This is a genomic window from Syntrophorhabdales bacterium (assembly GCA_035541455.1).
Taxonomy (GTDB): Bacteria; Desulfobacterota; Syntrophorhabdia; order Syntrophorhabdales; family WCHB1-27; genus JADGQN01.
Map to the genome: position 1 here is coordinate 17,578 of DATKNH010000135.1, position 17,376 is coordinate 34,953.

Annotated in this window: 17 protein-coding genes; 12 read left to right on the forward strand and 5 right to left on the reverse strand. The window is 53.3% G+C overall.

Annotation, left to right across the window (positions count from 1 at the left end):
• Positions 1 to 36 precede the first annotated feature (36 nt).
• The gene (locus VMT71_14705; GenBank protein ID HVN25220.1) at positions 37 to 1,530 is read right to left on the reverse strand and encodes an AMP-binding protein; all 1,494 of its coding nucleotides are present in this window, start codon (positions 1,528 to 1,530) and stop codon (positions 37 to 39) included.
• 156 nt (positions 1,531 to 1,686) lie between these two features.
• On the opposite strand from VMT71_14705, the gene VMT71_14710 reads away from it, so the two are divergent.
• From VMT71_14710 to VMT71_14730, 5 genes are all read left to right on the forward strand, one after another.
• Positions 1,687 to 2,421 carry a FadR/GntR family transcriptional regulator gene (locus VMT71_14710; GenBank protein ID HVN25221.1) on the forward strand — a complete coding sequence of 245 codons (735 nt, stop codon included), beginning with the start codon at positions 1,687 to 1,689 and terminating at the stop codon, positions 2,419 to 2,421.
• Positions 2,422 to 2,545: 124 nt separating this feature from the next.
• Positions 2,546 to 3,565, forward strand: coding sequence for a TRAP transporter substrate-binding protein (locus VMT71_14715; protein ID HVN25222.1), 1,020 nt, complete (start codon positions 2,546 to 2,548; stop codon positions 3,563 to 3,565).
• Between the two features lie 110 nt (positions 3,566 to 3,675).
• Positions 3,676 to 4,161, forward strand: coding sequence for a TRAP transporter small permease (locus VMT71_14720; protein ID HVN25223.1), 486 nt, complete (start codon positions 3,676 to 3,678; stop codon positions 4,159 to 4,161).
• Positions 4,154 to 5,461 (forward strand): TRAP transporter large permease, encoded by a 1,308-nt coding sequence (locus VMT71_14725; GenBank protein HVN25224.1) that lies wholly within the window; start codon positions 4,154 to 4,156, stop codon positions 5,459 to 5,461. The genes VMT71_14720 and VMT71_14725 overlap by 8 nt, the downstream gene beginning before the upstream one ends.
• Positions 5,462 to 5,563: 102 nt before the next feature.
• The gene (locus VMT71_14730; protein HVN25225.1) at positions 5,564 to 6,013 is read left to right on the forward strand and encodes a PH domain-containing protein; all 450 of its coding nucleotides are present in this window, start codon (positions 5,564 to 5,566) and stop codon (positions 6,011 to 6,013) included.
• A 33-nt stretch (positions 6,014 to 6,046) separates the two neighbouring features.
• Here the strand turns inward: VMT71_14730 and VMT71_14735 are convergent, their stop codons facing one another.
• Both VMT71_14735 and VMT71_14740 read right to left on the reverse strand, forming a co-directional pair.
• Entirely contained in the window at positions 6,047 to 6,676 is a 630-nt protein-coding gene (locus VMT71_14735; GenBank protein ID HVN25226.1) for a PEP-CTERM sorting domain-containing protein, read from the reverse strand.
• 236 nt (positions 6,677 to 6,912) lie between these two features.
• On the reverse strand, positions 6,913 to 7,860 hold the full coding sequence (locus VMT71_14740) for a DUF523 and DUF1722 domain-containing protein (GenBank protein HVN25227.1): 948 nt from the start codon (positions 7,858 to 7,860) through the stop codon (positions 6,913 to 6,915).
• Positions 7,861 to 8,086: 226 nt separating this feature from the next.
• On the opposite strand from VMT71_14740, the gene VMT71_14745 reads away from it, so the two are divergent.
• From VMT71_14745 to VMT71_14775, 7 genes are all read left to right on the forward strand, one after another.
• A complete protein-coding gene (locus VMT71_14745; GenBank protein ID HVN25228.1) occupies positions 8,087 to 9,331 on the forward strand; it encodes an ABC transporter substrate-binding protein in 1,245 nt (414 codons plus the stop codon).
• A gap of 80 nt (positions 9,332 to 9,411) precedes the next feature.
• Complete coding sequence (locus tag VMT71_14750) at positions 9,412 to 10,338, forward strand: branched-chain amino acid ABC transporter permease (protein ID HVN25229.1); 927 nt, start codon at positions 9,412 to 9,414, stop codon at positions 10,336 to 10,338.
• The gene (locus VMT71_14755; GenBank protein ID HVN25230.1) at positions 10,322 to 11,311 is read left to right on the forward strand and encodes a branched-chain amino acid ABC transporter permease; all 990 of its coding nucleotides are present in this window, start codon (positions 10,322 to 10,324) and stop codon (positions 11,309 to 11,311) included. Before VMT71_14750 ends, VMT71_14755 begins: the two co-directional genes overlap by 17 nt.
• Positions 11,312 to 11,334: 23 nt before the next feature.
• Positions 11,335 to 12,060, forward strand: coding sequence for an ABC transporter ATP-binding protein (locus VMT71_14760; GenBank protein ID HVN25231.1), 726 nt, complete (start codon positions 11,335 to 11,337; stop codon positions 12,058 to 12,060).
• Positions 12,047 to 12,751: an ABC transporter ATP-binding protein gene (locus tag VMT71_14765; protein ID HVN25232.1), complete on the forward strand. Its 705-nt coding sequence runs from the start codon at positions 12,047 to 12,049 to the stop codon at positions 12,749 to 12,751. Before VMT71_14760 ends, VMT71_14765 begins: the two co-directional genes overlap by 14 nt.
• 49 nt (positions 12,752 to 12,800) lie before the next feature.
• On the forward strand, positions 12,801 to 13,919 hold the full coding sequence (locus VMT71_14770; GenBank protein ID HVN25233.1) for a reductive dehalogenase: 1,119 nt from the start codon (positions 12,801 to 12,803) through the stop codon (positions 13,917 to 13,919).
• Between the two features lie 25 nt (positions 13,920 to 13,944).
• Positions 13,945 to 15,186: a pyridoxal phosphate-dependent aminotransferase gene (locus VMT71_14775; protein HVN25234.1), complete on the forward strand. Its 1,242-nt coding sequence runs from the start codon at positions 13,945 to 13,947 to the stop codon at positions 15,184 to 15,186.
• Positions 15,187 to 15,213: 27 nt separating this feature from the next.
• On the opposite strand, the gene VMT71_14780 is transcribed toward VMT71_14775, so the two are convergent.
• Together VMT71_14780 and VMT71_14785 are read right to left on the reverse strand one after the other, a co-directional pair.
• Positions 15,214 to 16,449, reverse strand: coding sequence for an MFS transporter (locus tag VMT71_14780; protein ID HVN25235.1), 1,236 nt, complete (start codon positions 16,447 to 16,449; stop codon positions 15,214 to 15,216).
• Positions 16,442 to 17,308, reverse strand: a complete 867-nt coding sequence (locus tag VMT71_14785) for an alpha/beta fold hydrolase (GenBank protein HVN25236.1) — start codon at positions 17,306 to 17,308, stop codon at positions 16,442 to 16,444. The genes VMT71_14780 and VMT71_14785 overlap by 8 nt, the downstream gene beginning before the upstream one ends.
• Between the last annotated feature and the right edge of the window lie 68 nt (positions 17,309 to 17,376).

The following is a 17,376-nucleotide window of genomic DNA, read 5'->3' on the forward strand; positions in this document are numbered from 1 at the left end:
AACCGGCAGGCTTGTGTAAAGCCGCCGCTTGCGCTCCTAGCTTTGGGCCAGTTTCCTCAGCTCACGCTTGAGAATTTTTCCCTGAGGACTTTTCGGGAGCTCCTTCACGATTACATATTCCTTCGGGACCTTAAAGGAGGAGAGCTTGCCTTTGAGGAATGTCTTAATATTCTCAGTTGCCACGCTCCGGCCTGCTTTGGGCACTATGTACGCTGCAACCCGCTCCCCCCATTCTTTATCGGGGAGGCCGATGACAGCACACTCTTCGACGTCGGGATAGGCGTAGAGCTGTTCCTCGACCTCCCGGGGATAAACGTTTTCCCCGCCGGTGATGATGAGATCCTTGAGACGATCCACTATAAACAGATAGCCCTCCCGGTCGAACACACCGATGTCCCCTGAACGGAGCCAATCGCCCCAGAACGTATCCCTGGTACCTTCAGGGTTATCGAGATAACCTTTCATCACGTTGCGCCCCCGCATGCAGATCTCCCCTTCCTGGCCCTGCTTCACGGGATTTCCGGACAGGTCTCTGATCTGAACTTCCATGCCGTGCACCGGCTGGCCCACAGAGCCGACAACATGCCTCTCCGGATAATAATGATTAAACGTAATAGGCATGCATTCCGTCTGCCCGAAGGATTCGGCAATCGTGATGCCTGTGCGTTCCTTCCACTGCTTCACAATTTCCATCGCCATGGATGCAGCAGCTGAAAAGCAGTAGCGGAGCTTACCCACCCTTTTCTCAAGATCCGGGAGGCTGAGAAATCGTATATAGACTGTGGGAACGGCGAAGAATTTCGTTACCCGGCCCTTCTCCACCAGTTCTAACGTTTTGTCCATGTCAAAAGCGGGCAGCAGTTCCAGGCACCCTGCGCTCAGAATAGTCCCATTCAAGATATGCATCTGGCCGAACACATGATTGAACGGAAGAAAGCAGAGGCCGGTGTCATGCTGTGTTGAGTGTTCATAATAGGCTATGCTCCAGCTCGAAAAGTTCATGCCTTCGTGGGTCAGCATTGCACCCTTGGGGACCCCTGTCGTGCCTCCTGTAAAGAGTATGGCGCCGACATCCGTCCGGTCCCGCTGGACAGCCTCAAACGTTCCGGAGCCGAGAGACATGAGATGAGCAAGGTCCATATCGCCACCGGGGCATATGATCTTCTCTAGCCCCGTCCCTCCCTTGAGCCGCTCCATCTCCGCGAGCCTGGTTTCAGACGTGAATATGACGCGGGGTTTGGCATGACCGACCAGGAGGTTTAACTCATCTCCTTTGAGAAGGCCTGAGAGCGTGACTGCCACTGCCCCGGCCTTAAGAGCCCCGAAATAGAATGCGACCCAATCAGCAGAATTGAGCGAGCAGAGGCCCACGTGTTCCCCGGGCTTGATGCCCAGGCTTATCAAGCCCGTTGCTATCTTGTTCGCCGTATCATTCAGCTCCGCGTATGTAAGCTCAAGATCTCCCTGGCGGATCGCAGGGCGGGTTGGAAAGAAAAAAGCGGATCGTTCCAGATTTTGCGCAATATTCATAGGGACCCCCTAGAGATATTTCAAGACGTGGACAACTGCAGCGTATCCTGTAGTAATGGTCTAATATTTACATAGGTATATTATATTTGTCAACGAAATATTTTCAAAAACTTCTTGCCAAACTATACTCTTTCATATAGACTAGATTAACCGTTCATGCAACCTTTCAAACCCATCAGGCAATCCCGCATTTCCGCGGCAGTGACCGACCAGTTGAAACGATCCATTCTCCTTGGCCATTTCAAGTCAGGAGACAAGCTGCCACCCGAGAGGGAGTTGGCGGAACAGTTTCAGGTAAGCCGCGTTGCAATCAGGGAGGCTTTGAGGGTCCTTGAGACTTCGGGCTTTATAGCGACACGCCAGGGAGTCTCCGGGGGAACCTTCGTGACGGATTTGACCTTTCGGCAACTGAGCAACGCCTTCCTTGACCTTTTTCTGGCTGACAAAATATCGATCCCTGAAGTGTACCAGGTGAGACTCCTGGTGGAACCGGAGGTGGCGCGACTCGCGGCTCTCAACGTTACGCCCGGATATGCCGAGCGGCTCAAGGCCTACCTTGATGCTGAGGATGAGACGTCTGCGACACTCCGTGAAGACCTCGAGAGGAAGACAGCCGTTCACTTTGTTCTGGCGGAAATGTGCGGCAACCGGTTTCTTGAAGGACTGGTCAGGTCTGTGATGCAGATGACTCGTAGAATCATTGAAGCAGTGCATCCGGATCAGCCCCCTTTCCTGCATCCGGCAGGCATGCACAGACCCATCATAAAGGCGGTGCTGGCGGGAAACTCCCGTGCCGCTGAGGCAGCAATGAGAAAACATGCTACCCAATTCGGCAAGACACTGATGGAGCTGGAACGGACCTATCGGAAAAGACAGGCTGCATCAGCCTGAAGGAGACATTGAAAGGCATTTATTGCTCAGAAAAATGTACATAATTTCAAGTGACAATGCTAATATAGGTAGACAGGAAGGTCGATGATCCATCGATTTATTATCTCAAACAGGAGGTAACATCATGAAGAAGAAGTTGCTCTGTATGTTGCTGGTGGTTGGTTTCCTCGGCGTTGCGTTGGTTCCTATGGCTGCTCAGGCCCAGGAGAAATCGATGAAGCTCAGGCTTTCTGTTATGTGGCCGCCGCAGCACCCTTTCACAAAGCTCTTCGACAGTTGGGGCAAGGATGTTGAGAAAGCAACGAACGGAAGGATAACTGTAACCGTGTTTGCTGCCAACACACTCTCACCCCCGATGCAGGTGTATGACAATACCGTGAAGGGCGTAGTGGATGTCGGCACGAATCTCCTGGCATACTCACCCGGCAGACTGCCGCTCTCCGAAGTGCTGCAGCAGCCGTTGGGCTATAAGAGCGGCTACCAGGGCACCAAGCTGGCAAATGCATACTACCAGAAATTCAAACCGAAGGAATTTGATGACGTGCACGTTCTTTTTCTCCACGGCGCAGCGCCCGGTTTCATTTTCACCAAGAACCAGGCCAAATCGGTTGCCGACCTGAAAGGTCTCAGGATCAAGGCTAACGCAGAAAACGCGGACATCGTGAAGAATCTCGGCGCATCCCCGGTCACCATGCCGGTTACCGAGACGTACGATGCGCTCTCGAGGGGCGTCGTGGACGGATGTCTCTTTCCGCTGGAAGCACTCCAGGGGTTCAAAATCGGCGAAGTTGTAAAGACAGTGCTTGAAGATTATCCGATGTCTTATCTGACCTCCATGTATGCGATCATGAATAAGGCAAAATGGAATTCAATATCTCCTGCAGACCAGAAGGCAATAGACAAGATCAACGAAGAATACGTCGAGAAAGCCGGCAAGCTCTGGGTTGAACTGGATGACAAAGCCGTACAGTTCGCGAAAGGAAAGGGCGTAAACTTCCTGAAGGTCTCCAAGGAAGACGAGGCACTCACAGCCAAGCAGATGAAGCCCATTCTGGATGACTATGTGAAAATGGCAAAGGGCAAGGGGCTTCCCGGCGACGAAGCTTTGAAATTCTGCGAGGAGTTTTTGAAGAAAAACCAGTAAACAGCTGTACTTCACTATGGGGGCTGTGGTGCGCAGCCCCCATAGCCTTTAGTTAGCGCTGTGCATCAAGCGATTCGAATCTTGCTCTTTTCCAAAGGTGGAGGCAGGCTATGAAGAGTTTCATGGCAGGAATCTATGCTGTTGACAAGTTCTTATACGTCATCGCCGGTATCGTCCTGGGGTTCATGATCACCTTGACCTTCTGTGATGTCATCCTGAGGAATCTTGGCCATCCTATTACGGGATCCATGGAATTGATACAATACGGCGGTTCCATAGTGTTCGGGTTTTCGATTCCTTTTGGTACCTTGCTGGGCGCCCAGGTAATTGTCGACATCATAACGGACAAGCTGAGCCCGGAAAAGAAACGCGTTGTAAACATACTCACCAGGATTGTGGGAATTCTCCTCTTTCTGTTTGTTGCCTACAATTTCTACCTTTACGGCATCGACGTGAGGAAGTCTGGTGAACGTACGGCCAGTTTCAAGGTACCTTACTACCCATTCAGCTTCGCTCTCTGCCTCAGTTTTGTCCTGCAGAGTTTTACGATCTTTTGTGACCTACTGAAAAAAATAAGGGGTTCAGACGATGAGTGATGTTGCGGTAGGAATATACGGAATCATACTGCTGCTGGCGCTATTTTTGACCGGCCTTGAAATGGCCTACTGCATGATCCTGGTCGGGTTTCTGGGATTCACCTTTCTCATGACCTTTGCAGCCGCCTCCAGTCTCGTGATCAAGGATTTCTTTGATAATTTCACGACGTATAGCTACACCGTGATTCCCCTGTTTATGGTGATGGGAGAGTTTGCCGCGAACTCCAATATCGCGAAACGACTCTACAAGGGGGCGCACAAGTGGTTCGGTCACATACCGGGCGGACTTGCAATGACGACCGTCGTAGGTGCGACAACCTTCAAGGCCATGTGCGGGTCAAGCCTCGCTACCGTGGGAACCTTTTCAACGCTCGCTATGCCTGAGATGGATCGCTACGGGTACAAAAAGGAACTTTCCGCAGGTACCATAGCCTCTGTCAGCACCATGGGCATGATCCTGCCTCCCTGCACGGTCCTTATCATCTATGGACTTCAGGTTGAGCAGTCTATCGGCAGATTGTTCCTTGCCGGCATTGTGCCCGCGCTCATGATAGCCTTTTTCTTCATGGCAGTTATAGCGGGATGGGTAACCCTGCGGCCTGAAATAGCTCCCAGGGCGGCCAAAGCAAGCTGGGCTGAACGAATCGTTGTAATCCCCGAAGCATTCATTGTCCTTGTTATTTTCGGCGTAGTGATCGGTGGCATGATCACCGGTTTTTTCAGCCCTACGGAATCAGGCACCATAGGTACGGTTGCAATCTTCTTCCTGGCCCTTGTCCGGCGAGAAGTTAATTTTGGGATGATCGTAAAGTCTTTCAAGGGCGCGTTGAAAACCTCTATAATGACGCTCATGCTCATTGCGGGATCTGCCATCTTCGGACATTTCCTCGCCATAACCGAGATTCCGATGATTGCGGCAAAGTGGGCCGGATCGCTTCCGATACCGGGCTTCTTTGTCATGATGCTGGTTATTGCTATCTACCTTATAGGCGGCTCCATCATGGATGATTTGGCGTTCATGGTGCTCGCCACGCCTATCTTCTTCCCCACGGCAATGCAACTGGGGTATGACCCCATCTGGTTCGGTATCCTGATCTGCGTCACGCTTATGATCGGAGGTCTTATTCCGCCCGTTGCAATTTATGTTTTCATACTGGGGAACATAACAGGGATTCCGTTCAAGACAATTTATAAGGGCGTGGTTCCCTTTCTTTCGGCACTTGTCCTGGCCCTTATCATACTCTTTGTGTTCCCGCAGATCGCGCTGTGGCTGCCCAATCTGCTCATGGGTAAAGGATAGCCATTACAGGGATCCTGGCTTGCACGGAGTCGTAATTGGTTGAATAGAACAAGTGAGCCTGCCGAGGTCCGACGTCGGCAGGCTCACTTGCTTGCGGGTACGATGGGTTCAATTGACAACAAACTAACAGATGGCGAGAGGATCATTTACCGCACGGGGTGTCATTGGGCGATGCTTCTCGGTCCGATGATCGTCATTATCATCGGCGGGCTGTCTCTGAGAGCTCAGGGAATTCACGCCATAGCACTCATGGCTTTCGGTTTTGTCTGGGGTGGATTTTCGTACGCGAGCCTGCGTGCATCGGATGTAGCATTGACCAGCACAAGGGTGTTGATAAACGCTGGATTCCCTTTGCGGAGGACGTATGATATCCCACTCAACGAGATCGTCGCTGTGGACTACCACCAACCCGCCCTCGGCTCAATGCTCAATTTCGGCAAGCTTATTATCGTAGACAAGAAGCATGGCAGAGCGACCATCAGGTTTGTTTCTTCCCCGATGGATTTTACGACCAAAGTCCGGCAGCAGATACTCTCATCCGGCCGCCCTTAAACGTCAGTCCAGCCGATTCCGTTACCTCGCGTCTTAAGGAGCATCTGAAGCAGTTTTTCTCCGGCTCCTCATGGTGAGCAAACCCATGCCAACCATACCGAAGGCAAGCAGGAAGACCACTGCCGGCTCCGGAACAGAAGACCTCGGGTCGCCGCTGATGAATTCCTGATTCACGCTGTCGGTGGCCGTATAGATGCGCACAGAACTCAAGTCCCATCCTGCAGGGTTGAAAGAAGCAGCCGCATTGAGCCAATCCTGTTCTCCCGCCACCATGGGGGTGGATGGTGTGAAGATGTGCCAGATGGCAAATTGAATCGGCCCCGTTTGAGCCGGGTTGCTGTTCATCTGGCCAAGGAGCCAGCTCACTTCCTGATACTTTGTTGCGGCATCGGGAAGCGCACCAAACTTCGTTTGGGTCAGGTCAGACAAGGTGCTGACATGTACCGCGAAAGAACCTGGCACGAAGGTTTCAGTCGCGAAGTCATCGCACACGAAACCGGTTCGCGCACCTCCGTTAAGGTTCCCCTGTACCGGGCCGACATAGTAGTTTTCGTACGTGCTCGCCGGAAGGGTCTGCAGATTCAGTGTGTCGGCCAGGACCGGGCCTGCAGTACCTGCCCATAACCATATCACGGCAACCAGGACTAGCGGTAATTTACTCACGGTACTCCTCCTCATACTCCGATTCCCGACGTGCCTCTTTGTATGGCGGTTTCCCATCGGGAAGCCGAGACTTGATCTGTCCCGGCTTCTTTAGGTATCGGCTGGTATCAAATCTATGTTAATCGTCCTTTGGGGCTAAAAAACGTATCTCTTTGTATTAAGCCAGATGGGAGGTTCGGGTTGGTGCTCGGTGGCCCGGGCGGGGGAAATCGAATATCCGCGACGAAAAACAGCGGTCAGGTGTGATTTCTCAGCATCAGTTCAACAGGGGATGGATTGAAATAGAACTGCCGCCCCAGGTACGGTTCCCGGTATTGCCTTATGTAGTGATTAATGAGCGTTACAGGCACAATGAGCGGGAGATATCTTTTCCGGTACGTCTCGATGACCTCGAGCAGTTCTTCTTTCTCTTCGTTGGTCAGCTTTTTTTTGAAATAGCCCACGGCATGGAGGAGCACGTTCGTATTCTTGGAAGCTGTCGCCTGAAGTCGGAGAGCCTGCATAAGAAGGCTGCCGTAAGCAGCATGAAGCTCATCACTATTCAATGACCCTGCCCTTGCTACTATTTGTCCGAGCAACCCATAATGCTTAGGACTGTGGGACAGCAGGAGTAATTTCAGTTCAGTGTGAAAAGCAACAAGATCCTTCGCATGTCCGCCTTTCTGCAATAGCTGCTGCCAGCGTCTGTACACAAAAACAGAATCGATGAAGATTTCACGGAGAGCCGGGTCGTGCAGTCTTCCCTCGTCAGTCACCGGCAGGTGCGGGTTTCGACGCGTAAATGCTGCAGCGAAAATCCCGACGCCGCTGTGACTCGGCATGCCCGACGGCGTGTAGACTTTCACGCCTTTCAGGCCTGAGCTCGGAGAGCGGCTCTTAAAGATGAACCCGGAGAGTCCCTCCCGTTCCAGTTCGTCCAGCTTCCTCTCCGCCCATTTTCTCATGCCGTCTGTGTGATCTATGCCCGTGCGTGTCGTGACCAGCCTTGGTGCCGAAGGATCTCCCATGAGCCTGAGAGACTCCCTCGGGATCGGAAGTCCGTACTCGACTTCTGGACACACGGGAATATATTCAAAGAACTGCCCGAGTGTTTCCGTTATGTAGCGATCCAGTTTATGTCCGCCATCGTAGCGAACTTTCTCCCCGAGAAGGCACGTACTGATACCGATCTTAATTTTTTCCATCACTCTCACCGTCTCACAACGCTGGAGACGAACAGGCGCCCATGCACCATCCATCAACCATACAGTACGCCTCAGCATCATGTCAAGACAACAGCAGGATGCAGAAATCTGCTTGCCGACTTCGGCCGCTTCCTGTTGCTTTCACAAGTGAAAGTCGGATAAACTAGCTGGCAGCCATCACGCCGGTATCCAGCGCACAAATAAGATCGAGGGAGGGAGCAGCTGTATGAAAAAGGGCCTTGTGCTTACGTCGGTCGTACTTTTTTTAGTTGTTCTATATGGAACATGCGGTCTCGTGTACGGACAGGAAAATGCGTGGCGCATAGGAACAATTCTCCCGCTGACCGGGCCGCTCGCCAAGAATGGTATCAAGAACTTCGATGGTGTAAAAATCGCCACAGACATGATCAATGATCAGGGCGGAGTTTTGGGGAAGAAAGTAGTGTTGGTCAGTGCTGATGCGCCTGATCCTCAAGCCGCCGCAAGCGAGGCCAATCGCCTTATCACGAATGAAAAGATTACCGCCATCATAGGAACACAGGCGAGCACGCTCTCAATGGCTGCCACTGTGGTTGCGGAGAAGGCAAAGGTTTTCTATCTCGAGAATGAAGGTATCTCCAGCGGCATTACCAGTCGCGGCTTCAAATATACCTTCAGGTCGACATTTGACAGCGATATGATGGCCTACCAGATGATCGATTTTGCGGCCGACGTTATAGCGCCAGCAATCAAGAAAACGGATAAGAACCTCCGCCTGGCTATTGTCCAGGAGGATGGCGGGTTCGGAACGTCGACAGGAAAGGGGCTGACGGACAGGGCAAAGGCCCGCAACCTCAACGTGGTCACAACCGAGGTCTATAGCGCAAAATCCGTTGATCTTTCCGGTATGGTGATGAAGCTGAAACAGGCAAAACCGGACATAGTTCTGGCCGCCCAGTATATCAACGATTCGATCCTCTTCCACAGGCAGGCGAAGGAATTGAAGTTCAATACGATTGTAATCGGAACAACCGCAGGCCAGGGTAATCCGGACTTCGTGCAGGCCTTCGGCAAGGGTGCTGATGGAGTCATGGCGGGCGGTATACCTTCAGAGATTTCCGTTCAGAGGTTGACAGCGCAACAGAAAAAAGATGCGGACGAATTTGTGAAGCGGTACAAGGACAGCCACAATGGTGAATATCCCAACCCTACTTCTTTCGTGGGCTTTGCGGGTGCGTGGATTCTATACAAATTTATACTTCCCAAAGCCGGGAGTCTCGATGCTGACAAACTGCGCGAGGCCGCGCTCAGCCTCGATATTCCCCGCGGCAAAGGTGTTCTCAACTGGGGAGTGAAGTTTGCCAAGCCTGAAGAAAAGAACGCCGGGCAAAATCTTTACGCATCTGCGGGTCTCAACCAGTGGCAGAACGGCGAGTTAAAATTGATCTATCCGAAAGAGATCGCTTCGGCGGATTTCAAGCTGGTCAAGTAGCGCATTTTCATTGCGGGAGAGCGGGCAGGAGATTGATTTCCTGCCCGCTTCTGTCAAGGAACTCAGAATCGGCCACCCCCATGGACCTGACCCTTTTTATACAATTGCTGATTTCCGGCATCCTCCTGGGAGGGGTCTATGCCCTGGCCAGCATAGGGCTTACCCTGATATTCGGGGTGATGAAGGTCGTCAATTTTGCCCATGGCGAGTTCTTTATGGTCGCTATGTATCTTGCCTACTGGGCGGTCCAGTATCTCCACCTTGACCCCTATCTCGCGACGCTTGTCGCGGTTCCCGTGGTCTTCCTCATAGGCATCGTCACGTACTATCTCTTCATAAGACCGACGTTGTCGTCGTCGGTGCTTGCCCAGATCTTCATCACCGTCGGTCTCTCCACGATTATCCAGAACATGGTGCTTCTCTTCTGGTCTGCCGATTTCAGGAGCATCTCCGTCAGCTATGCAACCGAATCACTCGTGCTTGGACCATTCGCCGCTCTCCGCGTGGAAGAGATCATGATAAGCCCCATTCGCCTCATCGCCTTTGCCCTTGCCATTCTGCTCTCGGTCGCGTTTTACCTTTTTCTCAAATTCTCGTACACAGGCAAAATAATTCGCGCTACAGCACAGGACCGTTCCGCTGCGCTTCTGATGGGCATCAATACGGACAAAATATACAGGCTCACCTTTGCGATCGGGATCGTGCTCGTGGGGTTGGCGGGTGGGCTGGTGCTGCCCGTCTATTCGGTACAACCTTTTGTAGGGTTCGACTTTGTGCTCATCATGTTTGTCGTGGTCGTCCTCGGCGGCATGGGGAGCGTGGTGGGCGCCATGATCAGCGGTTTGATCATCGGCGTGGTGGAAGTCTTTTCCAGCTACTGGATCGGCCAGGAGAACAAGCAGATCATTTACTTCCTCGTATTCATCGCCATCCTGGTAGTACGGCCGTCGGGCCTTTTCGGACTGAGGGAAGAGGAGGAGTTGGAACACATTGAAACCATCGATTGACCGGCAACAAAGCAGCGGAAAGACGCTCAAAGCGATCCTCTGGATCGCTCTGCTGCTCCTTGCTCTTCTACCGCTGTTCATCAAGAACGAGTTCTACCTCGATGCACTTATACTGATTTTTCTATGGGGCGCGTTCGCAGGAGCGTGGAACATACTCGCGGGATACGCGGGAATGATGTCTCTCGGACATAACGCCTTCTTCGGGATCGGGGCCTACACTTCAACCCTGCTGCTTCTTCACTTTGGTCTTTCACCATGGATCGGCATGCTTATCGGCGGATTGTTTGCATCGGTCATTGGCCTGATCCTGGGCCTCGTCTGCTTCCGACTGAGGAGTCATTACTTTGCATTGGCGACGCTCGCCTTTGGCGAGGTTGGCTATATTGTCGCTGTAAATTTACGGTCGCTGACCGGCGGATCCGAGGGACTCGCCCTGCCCATTCAGCCCAGTCCGATGCTTTTTTCCTTTGCGGGCAAGCTTCCTTATGTCTATATCGGTCTTCTTTTCTTTCTAGTGGTGATAGGCATTTCTTACGCAATAGAGCACTCACGGCTCGGCTACTACCTCACGGCCTTCAGGGAGAATGAGAACGCTGCCCGTGCGCTCGGTGTGAGAACGGGCCGGGTGCGGCTCATCGCCATGGTGCTCAGCTCCTTTCTCTCGGCAATCATGGGTACGTTTTATGCCCAGTACGTTGTCTTCATCGATCCCAGCAGTGTCATGCGAATTCAGATTTCTGTGCAGGTGGCTCTCTTTGCTATCATCGGCGGTATCGGCACTACGCTAGGTCCTGCCATTGGCGCCATGATATTTGTGCCGATCACCATGCTCCTTCGTGCGAAAATGGGGACCTCCCTGCCGGGCCTTCACATGATCATCTACGGAGTCATCCTCGTGCTTGTGCTTATCTATATGCCGCAAGGCATCGCATCCAAACTGAAGGAGAGAATCCCCTTGTTAAAAAAGTCGTAGAATGAATTGGAGCGAAATGTCCCATGCTTGACGTGCACGGCATAAGTAAATGGTTCGGCGGCAATGCCGTGATCAGCGATCTCAGCTTCTCTATTCAACAAGGGGAGGTCGTGGGATTAATAGGTCCTAACGGAGCCGGGAAGACCACCGTCTTCAACGTGGTCAGCGGGTTCTACAGGAGCAGAACGGGCTACATCAGGTTCAACGATATGGACATCACCAGACTGCCGCCTGAAGCGATCTGTAGCTTGGGGCTCTGCCGGACCTTTCAGATTACGCGACCCTTCAGCAACATATCCGTAACCAAGAACGTCATGATCGGGGCTCTCAACAGAGAGAAGAGCGTCAGGAAGGCAGAGAAAAGGGCAGAAGAAGTTCTGGAATTCGTCGGACTCCACGATCGAAGACATCTGCTCGGGAGAAACCTGACCATCGCCGACCGAAAGCGGCTGGAGATCGCCAAGGGCCTCGCTACATCTCCTAAGCTTTTCCTCCTCGATGAAGTGATGGCCGGACTTAACCCGGCAGAACTGCAGGAGATGATCAAGCTGATACGACAAGTTGCCGACTCAGGTATTGTCCTCTTCGTCATAGAGCACATCATGGCTGTCATCATGGGACTCTCACACAGGATCATCGTGCTCAACCACGGTGAAAAGATTGCAGAGGGGGAACCCTCACAGATCGCATCGGATGCCGAAGTCATCAAAGCCTATCTCGGGGAGGAATACCTGCTTGCTCAAGGTTAACAACTTGAATGTCTATTATGGCGATGTTCAGGTCCTCTTCGACATCAACCTCGAAATCCATGAAGGAGAGTTCATCTCCATTGTCGGAGCTAATGCGGCCGGCAAGAGTACGCTCCTGCGCTCCATCTCTGGACTCTTGAAAAAGACGTTGGGGTCAATTGTGTTTAAGGGAAGAGAACTGGTAGGAAAGCCTCCCTACGGCATCGTCGAGAGCGGTATCGTGCATATCCCCGAGGGCCGGCGCGTCTTTCCACTTCTGACTGTTCGCGAAAACCTGGAGGTGGGCGCCTATATCCGGAAATCAGACATCGATCTGCACCAGTCATTAAAGGAGCTATACGAACTCTTTCCGGAACTTTACGATCACAGAGAGCAACTCGCCGGTTCGCTGAGCGGCGGCGAACAGCAGATGCTCGCGATCGCCAGGGGGCTCATGGCCCGCCCTACCCTCCTTACCGTTGACGAGCCCTCGTTAGGACTGGCTCCCATGCTGGTACAAAAAACCTTCCAACTCCTGGAGCAGATCAACAAGGACAACGTAACTATCCTTCTTTCGGAACAGAACGTGTTCAACGCCCTCAATATGTCCCATCGAGCTTATGTCATTGAAAACGGACGGATCGTGCTGAGCGGCGCCGGTAAAGATCTGATAAGAGACGAACACCTGAAGAAAGCTTACCTGGGCATATGAGACAGGCCACGCACAACACACTATTCGACGGATTGACGAGGTTTGTACGATGAAGATTCTGAATGAACCGACATACAAGAAGTTCATCACCGGCCCGATCGAACGGTTCGACGATCGCAGAGGAGGGTTCAGCCGTGGCCGCAATGACGCCGGCGGTAGCAAGTACGACAAGATGCACGACAGAAGCGTGGAAAACATCAGGAAGAATGTAAAAGGAAAAACTATTCTCGATCATGGTCTCTGGGTTGCAGGCCGCACGGTAGATTATGTCATGCGGCGCACCCAGTACGGGAGAGAGATCGCAGCGCAGTTCAACCGCGAATTCAAAACGGAAAACATGACGGCGGCCCAGCTTACGCGAATCATCAAGAGGGTGGCGCGCTGGCTGGGTGCGGACCTGGTGGGCATTGCAAAGCTGAACCGGTCCTGGGTCTACAGTCATTGGGGAGACCAGAACGCCTACTACTCGGGCGCGGCAAAAGCCGGGGACCCGATCGAAATCCCTGAAGCCTGTCAGTACGTCATTGTGCTTATCCAGGAGATGGGCTATGAGATGGTGAAACGCTCTCCTGCGGTCGAGGCAGACACTGACCTGATATATGCGAAGATGGGCTTCACCTCCTGCTCCCTTGCGACCTACATCAGTGAAATAGGTTATCGCGCGATTCCATCGGTCAATGAACTGGGTATAGACATTGCTTTTGCCGTTGATGCGGGACTGGGCGAGATGGGACGAATGGGATTACTTATGACGCGGGAGTTCGGGCCGCGTTGCAGGATCGGAAAAGTCTTCACCGATCTTCCGTTGGAAGTCGATCCACCCATCGACATCGGTATCCAGTCGTTTTGCGAGAAATGCGAAAGATGTGCCGAACATTGCCCGAGCGGCGCGCTCAAGTCAGGAGCGCGTACTGATGAACCCTGGGACGAATCGAATAGCCGCGGTATGCTGAAGTGGCCTGTCCATGCCATGAAATGCCTCGACTGGTGGGCAAAGAATGGATCGCACTGTTCGGTCTGCGTCCGTGTCTGCCCGTGGAATAAGCCGAATACGGTCTTTCACCGTGCAGTCAAGTTCTTTGCAGAGAGAGACATACTGACCAGGTTTATGGTATCCATGGATGCGCGAATGGGCTACGGGAAACAATCGATTGATTTTTTCGACTGAGGACTGACAGCAAAGGATCCGTTTAATGGAAGATCGATCGGCATACAAGAGTGTGGGCAGAGAGGAGGATCTGCGCGGCATCTCGAAGCGGGTCGCGCAGATCACCGTCTCTGCCATCAAGCAGATGCCCGTGCTGGCAAGCAAGGTGCCCGGCGCTGTTTCTCTCGGTCAGGGAATCCCCTCTTTCGGCACGCCTGCTTTCGTGACAGATGCGGTAATACGGGCATTGCGCGAAGATGAAAGGATCGGCAAGTACTCGCTGCAGCCCGGTATGCCGGAGCTCAAAGCAGAGATCGCCACGCATCTTCACCGGACCAGGGGCATATCGGTCGATCCTGAAAAGGAGCTATTCATAAGCTGCGGCTCGATGGAGGCACTCGCAGGGGCCATCAGCGCGCTGGTAGACCGGGGAGACGAAGTGATCGTCCCTTCGCCCAACTACGCTTCGCACATCGAGCAGATCCTTTTTGCCGAGGGCGTGCCTGTGTTCGTTCCCCTGCTCGAAGAGGAAGGATGGAGGATCGATATCGCCGGGATGAAAAAGGCTGTGACACCGCGCACCAAAGCCATCCTCATCTGCAACCCCATGAACCCAACGGGCGCTGCCTTTTCCTCCGAAGAGATCAGGGGTATCGCCGAGCTTGCGATAGAGCAGGATCTCTTTGTTATCACTGACGAGGCGTATGATTTCCTCGTCTACTCCCCCCTGCGCCACACCAGCCTCACAGCAATACCCGAATTAAAGGAACGCCTGATTGCTGCCTTCAGCTTCTCAAAGATGTACTGTATGACCGGCTGGCGCGTTGGCTACATGTATGCTGCTTCTCGGTTCATCGACCAGGTGCTCAAAGTTCACGATGCGTTTGCGATTTGTGCTCCGACTGTTTCGCAGTATGCCGCGCTGGCTGCTCTCAGGGCCACAAACGGGCACGATGGCGAGGGAGACAGGTTCATTCAAGAGCTCGTCGCCGCACTGGACGCGCGCAGACACCTGGCTTGCGCCCGACTGGACAGGCTTTCTTCTCTTTTCTCCTACCAGAAGCCGCAGGGTGCGTACTATGTTTTCCCAAGGATCGTACCCGGGAGCCTGAAATCCATGGACCTCGCACTCCGCCTGCTTTACGAGGCAAAGGTAATCAGTGTTCCCGGCAACGGCTTCGGCCCATCCGGCGAAGGCCACATCCGCTTCTCCTTCGGCGGGACCGAAGAGGAGATCAGCGAAGCGTTTAACCGGATAGAGAACTGGTTGGCTGGCGCGAACTTCTGATGCCGGCCTCTTACCTGTATTTTAGCTTCATGCCTTTTGAACTGCCGGCTTCAACAGGGGCGTGAGCAGCAACGCAACACCACAAACTGCGGCGAGCAGTAGAAAGACCAGCTGATAACTGTTCGTCAAATCAAAAACGTAGCCGGCCAGCACAGGGCCTATCGCCCCTCCGAAGTTTCCACTGAACAGGATGATGCCGACGAGTACCCCGTGGGAACTGATGCCGAATAGACGAGCAACCGTGGGTGAGATAAGGGTGAAGAAGGAGCCGTGGGCCACGCCATAGACCGCAGCGAACAGATAGAGCATCCAGGCATTGTGTGCAACCTGCAGCCAGAGAAAAGCGGCTATCAGCAGAATAAAGCAGATGGTCATCGATTTTCTCGTGCCTATCCTGTCGATCAGAAAGCCCGTGAGAAGACGCCCGAGCATGCTTACCCCTCCGACTGTCGATACGACTCCTGCGGCTTTGATCGGATCGAGACCGATATCGCTTGCATGGGGGACCACATGCATCAGAATCGTGAGCAGGCAGTTCATCACAAGAAAGGTGATGATGCAGAATAGCCAGAACTGTGGCGTTCGGACAGCTTCACGCAACGAGAGCCCATCCTCACGTGCGCCCTCAGCCATGCGAGCATGAGCGCCTGCCCCATCCAGCACATTCCCCTTGACACCGGGATCCCTTCGCAGGAACTGACCGGCGCCGATGAGAACCACTGCTACCACAATGCCAAAGCCGACGAATGCAGCGCGCCAGCCGTACGCCATGATCAATGCGCCAGCCAACAATGGCATGACGAGTTGACCGCTGCCGGTCCCTACCTTGATGATGCCCGTCATCATTCCCCGGCGCCGCAGAAACCATCGCGCGGTGACGGTCAGCGGAATCACATCGGCAGAGCTGAGACCTGTGCCCACCAGGAGGCCATAGAGCACGTAAAGCTCCCAGCTCGACTGGATCTGCGAGAGCAGGAAATAGCCTATGCCGCAGATGATACCGGTAAGTGCCATAACAATGCGCGGGCCGAACCTGTCATTAAGGCTTCCCGCAACAATACCGATCAATCCCATCAAAAGATACGCGAGAGAGCTTGCACCCGAAATGGTAGCACGCGACCAACCGAAGTCTTTGAGCAGCGGCTTGAAGAAGACGCTGAATGCAACGTACGCCCCGATGCCGCAGCCTTCTATAAGAAAGCAGGCAATAACAATGAAGTAACCATAGGGTACACGCACCGATGACGTGCCCGTTTCAGGCATCGTTCATAGTCCGCGCAGGAAATGGTTCGCCCTGGCAGCCCTGCGTGAAGGTGACTATCGTTCGCATGTAGTCTGCTCCTGCTCTCTCCAGTAAATCGTTGTGACCGGCATCGCTGACGAGGAAAGACCGCTTGCGTTCGGCTCCTGAGAGCGCATAGAGCGCCCTCCCCTCGGATACCGGTATAATTTCGTCCTCTTCCCCATGAATGATCAGCGTTGGTATGTGCACCTGCTGAATCTTCACGTCGTTGCCGAATCCCACCACTTCCTCTATTCCTGCAAAGAGATGTATGACGCCCAGCCGTTCCAGCTGCTTCCGCTGGCTTGCAAAGCCGCTCTCCACGATAAGCCCTGAAAGCCTATCCTGATAGCGGTAGGCCACCTCGATCGCGGGAGCACTGCCCAGGGAGCGACCCATTACAAACAGGGCGCCTCCATATCCGCCATTACGGAGGAATGCAACGAATCCCTCAAATAGAGGAAAAGCATCCCTTATCATTGCGCTGCAGCAGGGGCTTCCGTCGCTTGTGCCGTATCCACGATAGTCGGCAACGAACAGGTTTAAGTCGTGTCGCTTGTAGAGCGGCGCAACGTAATCGTAATCCGCAGCGATCTCGCCATTCCCATGAAAATAGAGGATGTTGGGCCCGTCCTTGCCTGCGGGATAAAACATGCACCCGATGGAAATGCCCTTTGCAACCACAATGGCATGAGCGGTTCCATTATGAGGCCTGGGCTCGTCGAGTTCTTCCCGGCGGGGGAAGAACAACCTGTAGGTGATCTCCGGTCGATCCATCAGTTCAAGAGACTTATCGAATCCAGTCACTATCCTTCCCGTCATTCCCCTTGAGTCTGCCACAGTTTCCAGAACTCCACAACATTATTTCTCCGGACCGGCGTACACTTCCCATCACCTCTCTATTTGGC